Annotated in this window: 14 protein-coding genes, 1 tRNA gene and 1 pseudogene; 8 read left to right on the top strand and 8 right to left on the bottom strand. The window is 63.8% G+C overall.

Translation table 11 applies throughout. From position 1 onward, the window contains the following. Positions 1 to 4: 4 nt before the first annotated feature. The 3 genes and pseudogenes from SO140_RS10450 (at position 5) to SO140_RS10440 (ending at position 4,572) form a co-directional block, all read left to right on the top strand. Complete coding sequence (locus SO140_RS10450; protein WP_449378015.1) at positions 5 to 802, top strand: NUDIX hydrolase; 798 nt, start codon at positions 5 to 7, stop codon at positions 800 to 802. 75 nt (positions 803 to 877) lie between these two features. Then, a pseudogene (locus tag SO140_RS10445) lies at positions 878 to 1,794 on the top strand (DMT family transporter). Between the two features lie 90 nt (positions 1,795 to 1,884). Continuing rightward, positions 1,885 to 4,572 (top strand): PAS domain S-box protein, encoded by a 2,688-nt coding sequence (locus SO140_RS10440; RefSeq protein ID WP_449378017.1) that lies wholly within the window; start codon positions 1,885 to 1,887, stop codon positions 4,570 to 4,572. Positions 4,573 to 4,579: 7 nt separating this feature from the next. Here the strand turns inward: SO140_RS10440 and SO140_RS10435 are convergent, their stop codons facing one another. After that, positions 4,580 to 4,930, bottom strand: a complete 351-nt coding sequence (locus tag SO140_RS10435; RefSeq protein ID WP_449378018.1) for a GrlR family regulatory protein — start codon at positions 4,928 to 4,930, stop codon at positions 4,580 to 4,582. Positions 4,931 to 5,178: 248 nt separating this feature from the next. On the opposite strand from SO140_RS10435, the gene SO140_RS10430 reads away from it, so the two are divergent. Continuing rightward, a complete protein-coding gene (locus SO140_RS10430; RefSeq protein ID WP_449378019.1) occupies positions 5,179 to 5,694 on the top strand; it encodes a hypothetical protein in 516 nt (171 codons plus the stop codon). A 69-nt stretch (positions 5,695 to 5,763) separates the two neighbouring features. Here SO140_RS10430 and SO140_RS10425 read toward each other — a convergent pair whose 3' ends face one another. Then, positions 5,764 to 6,147: a VOC family protein gene (locus tag SO140_RS10425; protein WP_449378020.1), complete on the bottom strand. Its 384-nt coding sequence runs from the start codon at positions 6,145 to 6,147 to the stop codon at positions 5,764 to 5,766. A 183-nt stretch (positions 6,148 to 6,330) separates the two neighbouring features. Between SO140_RS10425 and SO140_RS10420 the strand changes: the two genes are divergently transcribed. From SO140_RS10420 to SO140_RS10410, 3 genes are all read left to right on the top strand, one after another. Continuing rightward, entirely contained in the window at positions 6,331 to 6,876 is a 546-nt protein-coding gene (locus SO140_RS10420; protein ID WP_474799768.1) for a hypothetical protein, read from the top strand. Between the two features lie 163 nt (positions 6,877 to 7,039). Further along, positions 7,040 to 7,531 (top strand): hypothetical protein, encoded by a 492-nt coding sequence (locus SO140_RS10415; protein WP_449378022.1) that lies wholly within the window; start codon positions 7,040 to 7,042, stop codon positions 7,529 to 7,531. Between the two features lie 134 nt (positions 7,532 to 7,665). Then, positions 7,666 to 7,742, top strand: a tRNA-Arg gene (locus SO140_RS10410). Positions 7,743 to 7,830: 88 nt separating this feature from the next. On the opposite strand, the gene SO140_RS10405 is transcribed toward SO140_RS10410, so the two are convergent. After that, positions 7,831 to 8,703, bottom strand: coding sequence for a PhzF family phenazine biosynthesis protein (locus tag SO140_RS10405; RefSeq protein ID WP_449378023.1), 873 nt, complete (start codon positions 8,701 to 8,703; stop codon positions 7,831 to 7,833). 118 nt (positions 8,704 to 8,821) lie between these two features. On the opposite strand from SO140_RS10405, the gene SO140_RS10400 reads away from it, so the two are divergent. Beyond that, on the top strand, positions 8,822 to 9,712 hold the full coding sequence (locus tag SO140_RS10400) for a LysR substrate-binding domain-containing protein (RefSeq protein WP_449378024.1): 891 nt from the start codon (positions 8,822 to 8,824) through the stop codon (positions 9,710 to 9,712). A 95-nt stretch (positions 9,713 to 9,807) separates the two neighbouring features. Here SO140_RS10400 and SO140_RS10395 read toward each other — a convergent pair whose 3' ends face one another. From SO140_RS10395 to SO140_RS10375, 5 genes are all read right to left on the bottom strand, one after another. Further along, positions 9,808 to 11,175 carry an FGGY-family carbohydrate kinase gene (locus tag SO140_RS10395; protein WP_449378025.1) on the bottom strand — a complete coding sequence of 456 codons (1,368 nt, stop codon included), beginning with the start codon at positions 11,173 to 11,175 and terminating at the stop codon, positions 9,808 to 9,810. A 117-nt stretch (positions 11,176 to 11,292) separates the two neighbouring features. Further along, positions 11,293 to 12,408 (bottom strand): autoinducer 2 ABC transporter substrate-binding protein, encoded by a 1,116-nt coding sequence (locus SO140_RS10390; protein WP_449378026.1) that lies wholly within the window; start codon positions 12,406 to 12,408, stop codon positions 11,293 to 11,295. A 50-nt stretch (positions 12,409 to 12,458) separates the two neighbouring features. Further along, a complete protein-coding gene (locus SO140_RS10385; RefSeq protein WP_449378027.1) occupies positions 12,459 to 13,451 on the bottom strand; it encodes an ABC transporter permease in 993 nt (330 codons plus the stop codon). Further along, positions 13,448 to 14,434, bottom strand: coding sequence for an ABC transporter permease (locus tag SO140_RS10380; RefSeq protein WP_449378028.1), 987 nt, complete (start codon positions 14,432 to 14,434; stop codon positions 13,448 to 13,450). Before SO140_RS10380 ends, SO140_RS10385 begins: the two co-directional genes overlap by 4 nt. Continuing rightward, the gene (locus tag SO140_RS10375) at positions 14,431 to 15,972 is read right to left on the bottom strand and encodes a sugar ABC transporter ATP-binding protein (protein WP_498542601.1); all 1,542 of its coding nucleotides are present in this window, start codon (positions 15,970 to 15,972) and stop codon (positions 14,431 to 14,433) included. The genes SO140_RS10380 and SO140_RS10375 overlap by 4 nt, the downstream gene beginning before the upstream one ends.

Here is a 15,972-nt window from a genome sequence, read left to right as displayed (position 1 = left end):
TTGCATGCCAGAAACCGCCGCATCACGCCCTGCTTCGACGATCCTATTGCTGCGCGACGGCGCTGTTAAGGAAGTCGAAGTCTTCATGATGGTGCGTCACCATCAGATCGAGTTCAACTCGGGCGCGCTGGTGTTTCCCGGCGGCAGCGTCGATGCCGGCGACAAGGAGATCATCGCGCGGCCTGCGCTTTATGCGGGCGGCGATGGGCTCTCGGATGCCGATCTCGGATTCCGGATCGCGGCGATCCGCGAGACGTTTGAAGAGAGCGGCATCTTGCTGGCGCGCGAGAAGGGCTCCTCCGCGCCGGTCGGTGCCAAGCGTGCCGGCGCGATCGCGGACGCTCATCGCGTCGCACTCAACGAGCACAAGATCAGCTTCCTCAGCATCCTCTCCGACAACGGCCTCCAGCTCGCGCTCGATGCCCTGGTGCCCTATGCGCATTGGATCACGCCGGAGGGCATGCCAAAGCGCTTCGACACCTGGTTCTTCCTCGCCGCCGCGCCGCCCGACCAGCTCGGCGCCCATGATGGAAGGGAGTCGACGGATTCGATCTGGGTCTCCCCGCGCGAAGCCGTGGCGGGCGGCGAAAGCGGCCGCTTCAAGCTGCCATTCCCAACCACACGCAATCTGATCCGGCTTGCCAAGCAGCCGACGGTGTCGTCCGCTCTCGACCATGCCCGCAGCATGTCCATCGTTACGGTGATGCCGGTGATGACGAAGACTGAAACGGGTCGCCAGCTCCGCATCCCCCGCGAAGCCGGCTACGACGGAGAGGTGTTCGAGGTCGGCGCGCTCGGCTGACATAGTTCGATACGCAGCGAAGTATTTGGAGTTGGGTGCGCGGTAGGTTCCGTCCGATATCAGGACGGAATCGTCATGGACGCCACTCACCAAAACACGACAATCACCGTCGAGCTCGCATTGCTGCTCCTGCTTGCGACGCTCTGGGGCGGCTCCTACACCTTCATCAAGCTCGGCGTCGCCACCATTGCGCCGATTACGCTGATCGCGGCGCGCACTGCGATCGCGGGCACGCTGCTGCTGATGGTCATGCGCCTGCGCGGCATCGCGATGCCGACTGATCTTGCGACCTGGCGCCGCTTTGCCTTCCAGGCCTGCCTCAACAGCGTGGTTCCCTGGACCCTGATCGCCTGGGGCGAGCGCTATGTCGATGCGGCGCTCGCCACCATCCTCAACTCGGCAGCGCCGATCTTCACCTTCCTGTTTACGGCCCTGGTCACAAGGCACGAAGCCACCACGGCGCGAAAACTGTTCGGCGTCGTTGCCGGGATGGCCGGCATCTGCCTGATCGTCGGCGTCGATGCATTCCATGATATCGGCCGCGGCCTCGTCGCCGAAACCGCAATCGTGGCGGCAACGCTGTGCTACGCCTGCGCAGCCATCTTCAGTCGCGGCTTCAGGGGCTCGATCCGATGGCGCCGGCCGCAGGCTCGCTGCTCGCGGGCGCCGCCGTCCTGATCCCGGCCTCGCTCGCCATCGAACAGCCCTGGACGCTGTCGCCCTCGCCAGGTTCCGTCCTCGCACTGCTGGCGCTCGCCGTGTTTTCGACGGCTGCGGCCTTTGTGATCTATTTCCGTCTGATCCAGACCCTCGGTTCGGTCGGCACCACCGCACAGGCCTATCTGCGCGTGCCGATCGGCGTCGCCATCAGCGTAGCGTTCCTCGGCGAGAGCCTGAGCCAGACGGCGTGGATCGGGCTCACCTCAGTCGTCATCGGCGTCGCCGCCATGGCCATCCCGGGAAGCGCTGTGCGGATGGCTAAGATATGGTAAAAAACCGGTCCCGCCGGCCGGTCGAGGCATGTTCCCCCGGGGGTGGAATACGTCGTATATTGGGACCGAATGGAGTCCGGTCCTGACCAAATGCCTGCCGAACTGACGCCGAATTCGCACCCGAAGCGAGCGTTTTCGCTCTCGATCGGTCAATTGACGTTCGGCAGCTTCATCCTGGTGCTGGCCGTGATCATCGTCACCTCGACCGCGAGTGTGATCGCGATCCGCCATATCGACTCGACCTTCGCCGAGCTCCAGCGCCTGCAGAGCGTCGGCGATCTCGCCGAGGATATCGACCGCCGCATGAACGAATTGCGGCTCGCTGCACGCGATTTCGTCACCGACCCCGGCGCCGGCATCCAGTTCAAGCAGCTCGGGGAAGCCGCCTCGACGCTGAGCGACATCCTGAAGAAGACCCGTATCGAGCTCGCTCCCGAGCAGCAGGACATGATCGATGGGGTCACCGAGCGCCTTGCGACCTATCGGAGCGGGCTGGACCGGATCTCGGCCTTGATCGATCGCCGTGCGCAGTTGCTCGCCGGCCTGCCGCCGCTGCGCGAGGCGTTCGACACAGCCGTTGCCGAAACCGGCGATCGGGAGCTCGCGTCCCGGTTGTCGGAGGCTCAGAGCCGGATCGCACTCGGCTTGCTTGCCCGCAATCCGTCGGCGGCCGAGCAGGCGGCGCAAGGCATGCGGACCTTGACCATTCCCGATGCCAGGCTGAGATCGGCGGTCAATAACTATTCCGAAGCCATCACCGCCGTCGCGGTCCGCGAACGCCAGATCGCCGATATTGACAGCGAAGTGCTGGGGACCGAGGGCAGGCTGATCGGGCGCGTCACCGAGTTGCTGCGCGAGGTCAGCGCCCGGCGCGGGCACGTGCTGTCGCGGGATTTCGCCCGGACGCTGGCGGAGGCGAGGTGGCAGAGCATCGTGCTCGGCACCATCGGCGTGCTGATCGGCATCATTGCTGCCGGGTTCGTGGTGCGCCGGACGGTGCGTCCGCTGGCCCAGATCGCGCGATCGATCCGCGCTCTTGCGGCGGGCGAGAAGAACACATCCATCCCGTCCGCCGAACTCGACAACGAGATCGGCGACATCGCGCGCGCCGCGGAGGTGTTCCGACGCGCCCTGGAAGAAGCCGACACCGCTCGCGAGGCAGCGGTCCGCGCGCTCACCGAGCAGCGCCTCGCGGAAGAAAGCTACCGCAAGCTATTCGAGGGATCGGTCGACGGCATTTACGTCACCACGCCGGCCGGCGATCTCCTCAACGCCAATCCGGCGTTGGCGCGGATGATGGGCTATGATAGCCCGCAGCACCTCATCGACAGCATCAGCGATATCGCTCACACGATCTACGTCCATGCCGAGGCGCGGGAGGAGTATCAGCGCCTGATGGAACGCGACGGGATGGTGCGCGAGTTCGAGTACCAGGTGCGCCAGCGCAGCGGCAACATCCTGTGGCTGTCCGACAGCGCGAGCGGCGTCCGGGACGAGGAGGGAAGGATCGTCCGCTACGAGGGGACGCTGCGCGACATCACCGACCAGAAGCGCGCGGAAGACGCTATCGCCGAAGGCCGGCGGCTGTTGCAGCAGGTCATCGACACCGTGCCGGCCGTCATCAACGTCAAGGACCGCGATCTTCGCTACGTGCTGATGAACCGTTACATGGCCGGCATCTTCGGCATCGAGCCCGGTGACGCGCTTGGACGCACCACCGCGGACCTGATGTCGCGCTACGGCGCGGCCAAGACCGACGAGAACGACAAGCGGGTGTTGAAGTTTCGCAAGGGTCTTGGCTTCTACGAGGAGGAGTACGAGGATTCCTCCGGCAACATGCGGCAATGGTTGGTCAACAAGCTGCCGCTGCTCGATGCCGATGGCGAGATCGAGCGGATCGTCACCGTGGCGCTCGACATCGGCGAGCGCAAACGCGGCGAGCAGGAGATGCGTAAGGCGAAGGAAGCCGCCGAGACGGCACTGCGCAATCTGCGCGAGACCCAGGCTTCGCTGATCGAAGCAGAGAAGCTCGCGGCGCTCGGGCGGCTGGTCGCGGGCGTCGCGCATGAAGTCAACAATCCCGTCGGCATCAGCCTGACGGTGGCGTCCGCGCTGGAGCGAAAGACGGCGGTGTTTTCGTCCGAGGTCGAGCGCGGCGGGTTGCGCCGCTCGACACTCAACGACTACCTCAACACCAGCCGCGATGCATCCTCGCAGCTCGTCGCCAATCTCAACCGCGCGGCCGAGCTGATCCAGTCGTTCAAGCAGGTGGCCGCCGACCGCAACTATTCGGATCAGCGCACCTTTGACCTTGCCGACCTCACCGAGCAGGTGGTGCTGAGCCTGCGACCGGGCCTGCGCAAGCACAACCTGACGCTCAATGTCGAGTGCCAGCCCAACCTGATCATGAACAGCTATCCGGGCCCGTACGGCCAGGTGCTGACCAACCTGTTCCTCAATTCCGTCGCGCACGCCTTCCCCGACGGGCGACCGGGTCTCATCGACATCCGGGTACGCGAATCCGGCAAGGACAATGTCGAGATCATCTTCTCCGACAATGGCTGCGGCATGTCGCTGGACGTCCGGCGCCGCGCTTTCGATCCGTTCTTCACCACACGACGCGACCAGGGCGGCACCGGCCTCGGCCTGCACATCGTCTACAGCATCGTCACCAACCGGTTGGGCGGACGTCTCGATCTCGACTCCGAGCAGGGCGGCGGCACGCGCATCCAGATGATCCTGCCGCGCGTTGCGCCGCTGGAGCTGGCCGCGGAATAGCGCATCCCTAATCGATGTCTGCGAGCTTGTGCAGCGTGGCGCCAAAGATCAGGCTCGCCTTGCCAACCAGCGCAGTTCCCGTCATCTCCGCGCGCGTATCGGTGAAGGTGCCGCTGACGCCGATGCCGACCGGCGCCGGACCGCCGAACAGGGGATTGTCGTCGCCGCGCGGCGAGGTGTGCCGCTGCACCAGCACCTCGCCCTTGAAGGTGTTGTCCTTCACCGTGTAACTGCCGCTGTAATAGAGATAGGCATCGCCGCCGAGAATCTGGCCGTCGCGAAACAGGATTACGCCGCTGCCCTTGCCGACGCGTCCATCGAGCAGCGTCACGTGAATCGAATAAAGACCGTTCTTCATGAAGTCCCGCGGCCGGCTGCCTTCGCCCCTCGGCCTGCCGGTCCGATGTTTATGCCAAAGCGCCATCCTTCGTGCAACGCGGCAGTTCGCCTGCGGCCCTATCGCCAAGCCGTAGTTGTCCCGGCTTGCGCGTGACAGGGGTATGACGGCCTCATGGAGCAGCGAGGCCCTGTGAAGCGAATCAAGTTGGCCCGCGAAATGCATAAACCCTAGTTGCACCGGCCGCGGGGTGCTGGAGCAAGACGAACGTGACCAACTGGATCAATTCCGGCGGCGATGAGCCGCGTCTATACGATGCGTGTGTAGACAATGTCAGTTGTGAAGCAAGTCGTGAAACAAGTCGTGGGCAGATCGGTAGCTCGACGCGCTGGAGACGCGCGGCGAAACTCGGTTGTGCCATACTCCTGGAGGTGCTTGCGGTCCCCTTCGGGCACGCGCGCGACCGCGGTCAATTCGTTAATACCAATGCCGAATTGAAGGCGTGGTTTGACGGCCTGCGCAGCGGCAAGGGGCCGTGTTGCTCCGACGCCGACGGGTCGGCAATCTCGGATTCCGACTGGGAAAGCAAGGACGGGCACTACCGTGTTCGCGTGCCGCGCTATGGCTTCATGATCAACGGCCAGGAGCAGGAGCTGGTGTGGGTCGATGTCCCGGAAGAGGCCGTGATTTCGGAGCCGAACCGGGTCGGGCGCACCATGGTATGGCCGATCTACGGCTACATGGGCGTCACGATCCGCTGCTTCATGCCGGGCAGCATGACATGACGATGTCAGCTCCGGCGTAGCTCGGTGGAGCTGCGCCGGATGGATCGGGCGATGCTGCGCGTCGCAGGATCAGGTGTATTTCTTGTCGCGCTCGAGCAGCTCGACTGAAATACCCTCGGGGCCGCGAATGAAGCAGATGCGAACACCGGGCCGGATCGTCGTCGGTTCGCGCGTGAACTCAACGCCCTTCGCCTTCATCTCGGCGGCAACGGCGTCGATGTCCTTCACCGCGACGCCGAAATGGTCGAGGCCCTGATGGGGATGGGGCGGGGGCGGGTTCATGGGCTTGCCGGGCTCGAGCGGTGCAATGAAGATGTTGGCGCCGCCGAGCTTGACATCGATGCGCGCCGGGCCGCGCACGATTTCGCCACCCAGCACGTCCCGCAGCCAGGCCGCCGTCGCCTCCGGATCGGGGCTGCGCAGATGGACATGGTCCCAGGTGACTACAGGCATTTCATTCCTCCCGTCGGGCTTTGCGGCTTGCGGTCATGTTAGCGATCCCCCGGGCCGATCGCCACTCGCGCATCCCTGTTACCCGAGATTCGGGTGCCTACGGGAACCCAAATCTGCCTTGCGGGTTATGCATGTGGACGGCACGCGCGAGACGCGCGTCGTCGCATATCGGGTGACGCATCCATGCTCGCAGGGCTCTATCGCGTCGATCTCAACGGTTTCGTCAAACTCGGTGCGTTGCTGAGGCCGGCTTTTTCGATGAGGCGAAGAAGCCCATTGTGGTTTGCGGCAGCGGTCCTGGTCGGCGGCGGCGCGTGGGGGCTGATGGCTGCCTCCGAAGGCAATGAGAGCGATGGGATCGAGTTGGCAACCGTCGAGCCTGAGCCTGCGCAGTCTGTGCCAGCGGCGGCTGTAGCGACCCCGGCATCAGTGCCGGCCGAACTCGATCGCCTGCGGATTTCGTCGCAAACCTGGCGCCGTGGCGGGCTCGGATCGCGGGCGCTGGTCACCTTCACGCTGCGAAATGACAATGACTATGCGGTGAAGGACGTCGAGATTGTCTGCACCTTCGCCCGCCGTGACGGAAGCCATCTCACCGATCGCAGGCGCGTGCTTGCCGAAACAGTGAACATGAAAAGCCGCAAGACGTTTGCGCATGTGCAAATCGGCTTCGTTAACGTAAACGCCAGTCAGGCCAAGTGCTCGCTGGCCGCTGCGCGACGTGTGTAAACGGCCATCTGTCGCGATAGGGGAAACCTTGCTGTCGTGCCGTTCGACCGCGAAAAAAAGTTCGCGTTGTCGTTGAACCGAAGCGGCGGCACAGGAACAAATTAAAGGATCGCCGGTTGAGGCGAAGGGCCCGTGTGCTGTTGTGCGGGTGGAGCGCTGCCAGATGCCCATCCTCCGATATTTTATGTTCGTCGGCGGCGCACTGCTTGTGCTGCTGCTGGCCGTGAATCTTACGTTGCCCGAAGGGCCGGTGGGCCCGAGCATCGTGACATCGAGCAACGAGGCGCCGCTGATCCGGATTCGCTCGGATCGCAAGCTGCCGGAACGTGTGGTGCTGGATACCAGCCAGCCGACGATTGCGTCGACAGCGCCGGTGAACATGGCAAGCGTTGCTCCGCAACCTCCTGCGCAGTCGGCAACCGGCGACGCGTCAGCCAAAGCACGTGTCCGCGAGACCTTCGCCCAGTTCATTCCGACGGAACCCAGGGGTGAGGTCAAGAAGCCGGTCCAGCCGAAGCGCAAGGTCGCCAGGCGGTCTCCACAGCCCTACTACTATGGGCAGCCGACATATTATGGTTATGGGCAGCCGATGTTCGGCAGGCCGATGCGCGTCGCGCAGCAGCCCCATTTCGGGCTCTTCAACTCGACCTGGTGAGCGTCCTCTAACCTGCCCGGATCGGGCAGGTGGGGGCTTTTGCTCGGTTAACCTCTCTGCTAATCCCAATGCAGCCGAACTGTCGGGCTCCCCAGCCTGACGGAACTCGGAACTCGCCCGGTTCCGGGCAGGATGCGCTCGTAGCTCAGCTGGATAGAGCATCGGATTTCGATTCCGAGGGTCGGGAGTTCGAATCTCTCCGAGCGCGCCAGTAGGCTGGCCGAAAAGCCGTCGAGTTCCCGGCATCGCCTCCTACCGAGCGATGGAACGGCGGCTTTTGCGGTTTCTGGCAGAAGCTTTCAAAGAACGAGCACGCCTCGCATGACGACGATCCCCGTCCCGGAGAGTTCCGGTTCGGGTGTCAACCTGATCCGCAGAATACTGCGACGGCCCATTTTTGTGCCTTGCTCGATCGTCAGATCGTTGGCCTGCAACGTCCCCGTGGCCGCGAGGTAGGCCGCAAGGGGGCCAGCAGCCGTTCCCGTCGCGGCGTCCTCCCACAGTCCCACCGTCGGATTGAAGAAGCGGGCATAGGCTGTGCCAGGCGCGTCAGGATCGAGAGCGTAGAGATAGCAGCCTTCCGCCGAGGTTTCTGACAGAACAGCGAGCAACGCACCGGCATCGGGGCGTGCCCTGTCCACAATGCCGGCATTGCGAACGTGCACCATCAGATGAGCGGCGCCGGTGTCGGCAGGTCGCGGTGGCGGCTCAGGAAGGACATCTCCGCGATCGAGGCGCAGGGCGGCAGCCAGCGGTACGATGTCTTCCAGTGGATCAGACAAGCGCAACGGCGCCTGACGCATTCGGCCGTGGACACGGCCATCGATCGATTCAAGGACGATCGGCAGGACATCCGAACCGATCTCCTGTCGGAATGTCCGCGCGGGGGTGAGCGGGCCCAGATCGCCATGTTCTCCGAGCCAGAGCCACGCACCGAGCGCATTGTGCCCAGCGCCGAATACTTCTGCGCCGCTCGCGGTGAAGGACCGTAGCTTCCAGTCTGCGCACATGCTGCGCATGATGAACGTCGTTTCGGCCTGATTGAACTCGCCCGCGATCCGTCGCATCGCATCGTCCGATAAATCGTCGGCCCCTTGCACCACGGCAAGCGGATTGCCCGACAACGGCCTGTCGGCGAAGACATCGATTAGTCCCACGACGAGGTCAGCCATGGATTCCTTCTTTTCTTGATGAGAATTTTTATTTGCGTGTTCCTTTTTGGGATCATAATCCCAATGTGCTAAAGGAGAAAAATCGAAATCCTCAGCTTAGAGATGAGTCAGATTCATCATGGCCGCTTCGCGCCTGCCGCCATTGTCGTCGCTGCGCGCCTTCGAGGCGGCGGCGCGGCGGAAAAGCTTCAAGGCCGCAGCGGAAGAATTGCTGGTGACGCCCACGGCCATCAGCCATCAGATCAGGCAACTCGAAACCTATCTGGGCTTTCGCGTTCTGGACCGTACTCTCAGGGCCGTGGCGCTGACCCGGCCGGGCCAAGCTCTCTACGAGGCTACCGCGACCGGTTTCGGCGAGATCGAGAGAACCATCTCGCGGCTGCGGGCGGACACTGAACGAACGATCGTCACCCTTTCATCCACAACGGCATTCCTGAGCCACTGGCTCATTCCGCGACTGGATTCACTGCGGCAGGCAGTTCCGGAGATCAATCTCAGGCTGCATACGTCCAATGCCGTCGAGGAACTGCGGCCGGGAGGTATCGAAGCAGCCATACGTTATGGGAGCGGGCCATTTCCCGGTGCCATCAGCGTGCCCCTTTGCGTCGACGTGTTCACGCCCGTGTGTAGCCCACATCTCGGCATATCGCGCCTGGACGATCTGCGAGGCTCGACACTGATCCATATCGACGGGCGAACCCGACCGGCACTAACGCCGGACTGGTCCCGCTGGTGCGCACAGGCGCGTGTCACGGAGGTGGATACCGATGCAGGTCCCCGTTTCTCCGATAGCATGCTGGCGGTTCAGGCCGCGATTGCCGGCCACGGCGTCGTCATAGTCAGCCGGCTCCTGATCGCCGATGCTCTTGCAGCGGGCCTGCTGGAGGCGCCGTTCGCGCAGACCTTGTCTGGCGACACCTACCATTTTTCATGCGCAATGGGATTGGAGCAGCGCCCCGACATCGCAGCGCTTCGGACATGGTTCCAAGCTGGTCTCGCGACAGGATAGCATCCCACTCAAACGCGCAGCCACTACCGGTTCTGTGATCGCATAGCACGATCAAGGAATCGCGGAGCCATAACCTCACATCGCCGCCGATGCGGTCAGCGACCGATCAGGCTGATCTGCGCCGTCCAAACGTCACGATATGCGTCAAGGCCGGAAATCGGAGTTGCGGGGACGGGCATTGGCGCCGCGATGGGGTAGGAAGGCGGCCAATGCGCAAGCATTGCGGCACCGCGGGCCGTGCCCGCGGCGTCTTCCGCGGCAAAGACGCGCTGGGTCGGTCGCAACGCGCCGAGAGTCTGACAGAAAGGAAGATTGCCGGCGAAGGCCCCCTCGACGATGAGATCGCCGCTGTTCGCTCCCATGCGCGTCAGCATCAGATCGCTGACCAGGGCACAATAGAGCGTCGCAAGCGCGGTCCGATCGCGCGTTGCGACTTCGCCGCGGATCAGGCCTTTGGTCGCCGCATAAGGTCCGCCGTGGCCGGAGAAGCAGGGTAGGGCAATCGCCCCCGAGGCGATGACGCGCGCGATCGCGTCACGATCAGGATTGCCGCTGCCGCCCGCGACGACGGCGTATTCGCGTCCGCCCATAAAGCGCCCGCAGGCGATCGGTTGGCCCAGCGCGCCGACGTTGGCGAGCGTGTCGTCGCGAGGATCGAGCTGATCGAGAGCAAGGCCCACGCTCATCAGGATCACCCAGGTGCCGGTCGACAACACGGTGAACGGCGCCTGGCGCGAGACGAGGTAGGGCAGAAGTGAAGCGTTGGAATCGTGGATACCGCAAAACACTGGCGTTTCCGGCGCCAGCCCGCATGCGGCGGCGATTTCGGCTTTGATCGGACCGAGCGGATCAAAGGCGCGGCGCAGGGGTGGCAGCAAGTGGTCGACGCCGAGCGCTTTGACGAGGCTCGAGACTTGTCCCTGCCGCGGCGCCCAGAGATCCGTATGGGCACCGAGTGTCGTGACTTCAGAGACAGCGACGCCGCTCAGGCGCCAGGTCCAATATTGCGGATAGCCGACGAAATATCTCCCTTTGGCAAAGAGGTCCGGACAGCGCCACTTCTGATAGGCGAGCTGCCGACCGAGATTGAGGCCCGCTGGCAGCTTCGGCGACAGGCTCTCCGAAAAGGGTGGCCGCAAACTGGCATAGTCGGGCTCGATCACTTCTACGCCCGTGAATTCGTAGTCCATGACCGGAGCGGCGAGCTCGCTCTCGCCGATCAAAGCCCCGGCTGCGCCATGCGCGGTCGGAACGATGGCGCTGATCTGATGCGTGCGTGCGGCCTCATCAAGCGCATCGAGGAAGAAGCTCCACGCGCTCTCAACGTCTTCGTGCGGATAGGGCGGGCCTGGTCGAATGCGGTTGGGCGCCGACTTTTCCCAGAGAAGTCGGCCGTCGTCGAACAAGGCAAGCTTTACATTTGTCTTGCCGATGTCGAGCACTGCGACCGTCTGGCCCATCATTAAGCTACATCTCAACAGGCGACGTCATGAGTGTCACGGCTGGTTTGTCATGGCCACGACGCGAAAACCAAAAGGGCGTCGCCCGACCGCGTTCTGCGGCCGGGCGACGAGTCCAGATCAGAAATCGAAGTCCTTGACGTTCTGCTTCGTGAAGATGAAGGGCGAGCCAAGCAGGATCTCGCTGCCATTGACCACGTTCAGCTTGCCGAGCTTGCCTGCGTCCACCGAGGTCGCGCCGGGCTTCAGGGTGCCGTCGACGACCGCGCGCATCACGTAGGTCGCGGCATAGCCGAGATCGACCGGATTCCACAGCACGACCGACTTGACGCAGTCCGCGTTGACATACGGCTTCATCGCATTCGGGGTGGCAAGGCCGACCACCGCCACCTTGCCGCAGAGCTTGGCCTTGGTCACGGCTTCCGCCGAAGCGGGTGTCGCGACCGAGGTCATGCCGAACAGGCCAGCCAGCTTGTCGCCATGCTTGTTGATCAGCGTCGTCGCCTGGTTGAAGGACAGGTTATTGTCCTCCTGCGCCTCGACCGTTTCCAGCCATTTCAGCTTGGGATGACACTTCTGAGCATAGGCCCACATTTCGGCGATCCAGCGCGCCTGGTTCGGCGTCGTGAAGGTCGAGGTGACGATTGCGAAGCTCTTGTCGTCGCCGGCCTCCTTGGCCATCGAGTCCATCATCGCCTTGGCGATGCCGTTGAACTCGGCCTGATTGACGAACCATTCGCGCGCGTCCGGCGTCGAATTGGCGTCATAGCCGACGACATGGATGCCCTTCGACAGAGCCTTCTTCAGGACCGGCGCGATGGCCACCGGATCGTTGGCGGCGAAGAGAATGCCGTCGACGCCGCTGGTGATGTAATTGTCGATGAACTTGATCTGCTCGTCGATCTTGGCCTCGGTCGGGCCGTCGGTCTTCACCGTGACATTGCCGAGCGCCTTGGCTGCGTCCTGCATGCCTTTCGAGGTCGCGTTGAAATAACCGATGCCGATCAGCTTCGGCACGTCAACCAGCGTGATCGGCTTGCCGGCTTTGTCGGCCGCATTGGTTGGCCGGCCGCCGTCATAAGGCTTGGCCGCGGGCGCGGCGTTCGCCTCGCCGGCAGAACAGGCAAGCGGATTGACCGGCAGGTCGTCCGCGCCGTCCCATCTCTTGTCCGCCGCCGAGGCCGTTCCGGCCAGCAGCGTCGCGCTGAGGAATGCAAAGGCTAATCCGAGCTTCATCTTGTTGTCCTCCCATGTTTAAGCCGCTGTTTTCGCGGTCAGACACTCCATCAAACGCCGTCGCGGCGCCGCTGGAGCGAACTCGCCACAAGAGTTGAAAGGATGAGCACCGCGCCGATGACCACGATCGTCGCGTCGCCCTTGACACCGGTCAGAGCCAGTCCGTTTTTCAAGAGCTGGATCATTGCGAGGCCAACCACCGTGCCCCAGATCGTGCCGATGCCGCCGAATATGCTGGTGCCACCGAGCACCACCGCCGCGATCACGTCGAGCTCATAGCCGATCCCCATGTCCGAGCGGGTCGTGGTCACGCGCGAGACGAGAACACAGGCGGAAAGGCCGGCCATGAAGCCCGATAGCGTGTAGATGATCAGCTTGACGCGATCGACCGGCAAACCGGAAAAGCGCGCGGCGGTCTCGTTGTTGCCGATCGCATAGAGCGTCCGGCCGAAGGTGGTGCGGTCAAGAACGATCGCCGAGACCACGATCGCAATCAGCAAGAGCCAGAGCTGCGCCGGCACGCCGAACAGGTTTTCCTGTCCGATGAAGTAGAACCATTCCGGGTAGCCGCGCACCGAACGCGCCTGGCTGATCCCTTCGGCGAGCCCGCGATAGAGCGCGAGCGTCGCGATCGTCATGATCAGTGGCGGTACCTTCACCCTAGTGATGACGATCCCATTGAGGAAACCTGCCGCGGCGCCGACGAGTAGCGAGAAGCAGATCGCCAACGGCAAGGGAAAGCCGAAAATCTTCCAGGAATAGCCGAGCAGGATCGCGCACAGCCCGACGATCGAGCCGACCGAGAGATCGATGCCGCCGGTGATGATGATGAAGGTCATCGGCAGCGCGATCAGCCCGACCTCGGTGGTCAGCCTGCCTTGATTGAGCAGATTGTCGAGCGTGAGGAAACGACTGTTCAAGCCGCCGAGCACGATCAGCGCAATGAGCAGGATCACTGCGAGCATGGTCTCGTGGCGCAGCAGCCACCAGGGCACGACACGCTTGGCGGCCTGGGGAAGTGGGATTTCGCTCATGGCGCTCATGCTCCGGCCATGCGACGGCGCCGCAGAATGTCGGCGATCACGGTCACGAGGATGAGCACGCCCTGGACCGCGCGGATCCAGTAGGGCGAGACGTCGATGAAGACCAGCGCACTGGCGATCTCCGCGATCAGTACGGCCGCAAGCGTCGAGCCGATAACCGTGCCGACGCCGCCGAGAATGCTGACGCCTCCGACGACCGACGCGGTGATGATCGTCAGCTCGAGATTGGGCGGCACAGTCGACTGGATGACGCGCAGCTGCGTCGCGTAGAGCAGGGCGGCCGCTCCGGCGAAGAAGCCGTGCAACGCGAAGACCATCACGATCGTGCGCGGCTGCGAAATGCCGCAGAGCCGCGCCGCTTCGGCGTTGCCGCCGACCGCGTAGATGGCGCGGCCCGAGGCCGAATAGCGCATCCACAAGGCGGCCAGGATCGTCACCAAAATCATGAGAAAAACCGGAAACGGCAGCACGCCGAAGAGCTCGATATCGGCGAGATGGAAGCTGTCGGGCAGGTCGGTGATCCATTTGCCGCCGGTGACGCTGATCAGACCGCCTTTGAGGATCGACAGCATGCCGAGCGTAACCACGATCGCCGGAATGCGCAGATAGGCGATGATGGCGCCCTGCAAGGCCATCACGAGGACGCCGGCAACGAGCGCCGCGAGCCAGGCGACCACGATCGGCGCGCCGTTCACGGCCAGAGTGCCGCTGATCGTCGCCAGGACGCCGATCAGCGCGCCAACGGAAATATCTATGTTGCCGGAAACGATCACCATCGACATGCCGACTGCCGCGACTGCGATATAGGCGTTGCCGAGCAGCACGTCGGAAAGATTGCGCGCCGCCAGAAAGCGCGGATTGTAAAGGCCGACGGCGATGGCGAGTCCGATCACTGCGATCGCGAGCAAAGCCTCCTGCGAGGCAAGCACCTTCAGCCGCCGCCGCGGATCAGCCTCGGCGCCGGCCAAGGTCACGGTCGTCATGCCGCTTCCTCCGCGTTGTCATGACTGCCCATCATCGCTGCGCCGATCGACTCCTGGGTTGCTTCTTCGCGCGAGAATTCGGCAACGATACGGCCTTCGCGCATCACGAGGATGCGGTCGCTCATGCCGAGCACTTCTGGCAGCTCGCTCGAGATCATCAGGATGGCGAGCCCCTGGGCCGCAAGCTCGCCCATCAGCCGATGGATCTCGGCCTTGGCGCCCACATCGATGCCGCGCGTCGGCTCGTCGAGGATCAACAGCTTCGGCCCATTGGCGAGCCATTTGCCGAGCACGATCTTCTGCTGATTGCCGCCGGAGAGCTTGCCGGCGGTCTGCTCGAGCGAGCTCGTCTTGACCGCAAAGCGCTTGACGCCGTCGCCGGCGAGCTTTCGTTCGGCGCCGCGATCGATGAAGCCGCCGAATGCGATCTTGCCAAGCGCGGCGAGGCTGAAGTTCTCGCGCACCGTCATCGGCCGCACCAGGCCCTGCGTGCCGCGATCTTCGGGAACATAGGCGACGCCCAAAGACCGTGCCTGTGCCGGCGAGCGGATGTCGACCTTGTGTCCGGCGATCCGGATTTCGCCGTTATCGGCCGGCGTGACGCCGAAAATGGTTTGCGCCAGCTCGCTGCGACCCGAGCCGACGAGGCCGGCAACGCCGACGATCTCGCCGGCGCGCACCGTGAGCGAGACGTTCCTCGTCAGTGGCCGTCGTTCGAGGTTCTTCACCTCCAGCACCGGCTTGCCGATTGGAACCGTGATCTTCGGGAACAGGCTTTCGATCCTGCGGCCGACCATCAATTGCACGAGTTCGGCCGCGTCCGTGTCGGCAACGCGCTTGGTAGCGACATGGGCGCCATCGCGCAGCACCGTGACACGATCGGCGATCGCGAAAATCTCGTCGAGCCGATGGCTGATATAGATCACGGCGACACCGCGGGCTTTCAGCTTGCGCACAATGTCGAACAGCCGCGTCACGTCGTACTCGGTCAGAGCCGCGGTCGGCTCGTCCATGATCAGTATGCGCGCGTCCTGCGACAGCGCGCGCAGGATCTCGACGCGCTGACGATTGCTGACGCTGAGCGAGCCGACGATGCGGTCTGCCTGCAGGTCATGAATCTCGAGCGAGGCGAGCAGCGCATTTGTCTTCTCCCGCATCGCCCGCCAGTCGATCCGGCGGAGGCCTGCGCGCGGCGCATGCCCCATGAAGATGTTCTCGGCGACGGTGAGCTCCGGAAACAGCAGCAGCTCCTGATAGATCGTGGCGATGCCGGCGCGCCGGGCATCGTCCGGCCGTGCGAGATCGACCGGCTTGCCGTCCACGAGAACCTCGCCGCGATCGGGCGGGAACACGCCCGAAACGATCTTGATCAGCGTCGACTTGCCGGCGCCGTTCTCGCCGAGCAAGGCGTGGACTTCGCCTTTGGCAGCGTCGAACGAGACGCCGGACAGCGCCCGCACGCCTGGAAAGGATTTCTCGACCGCGCGCACCGACAGAAGCGGCGCCGCAGGAGGATGACTGTGCGCGTCCGTTGTCAT

Source organism: Bradyrhizobium sp. UFLA05-108 (assembly GCF_059803455.1).
This window is presented reverse-complemented; position numbering and strand designations above follow the sequence as displayed.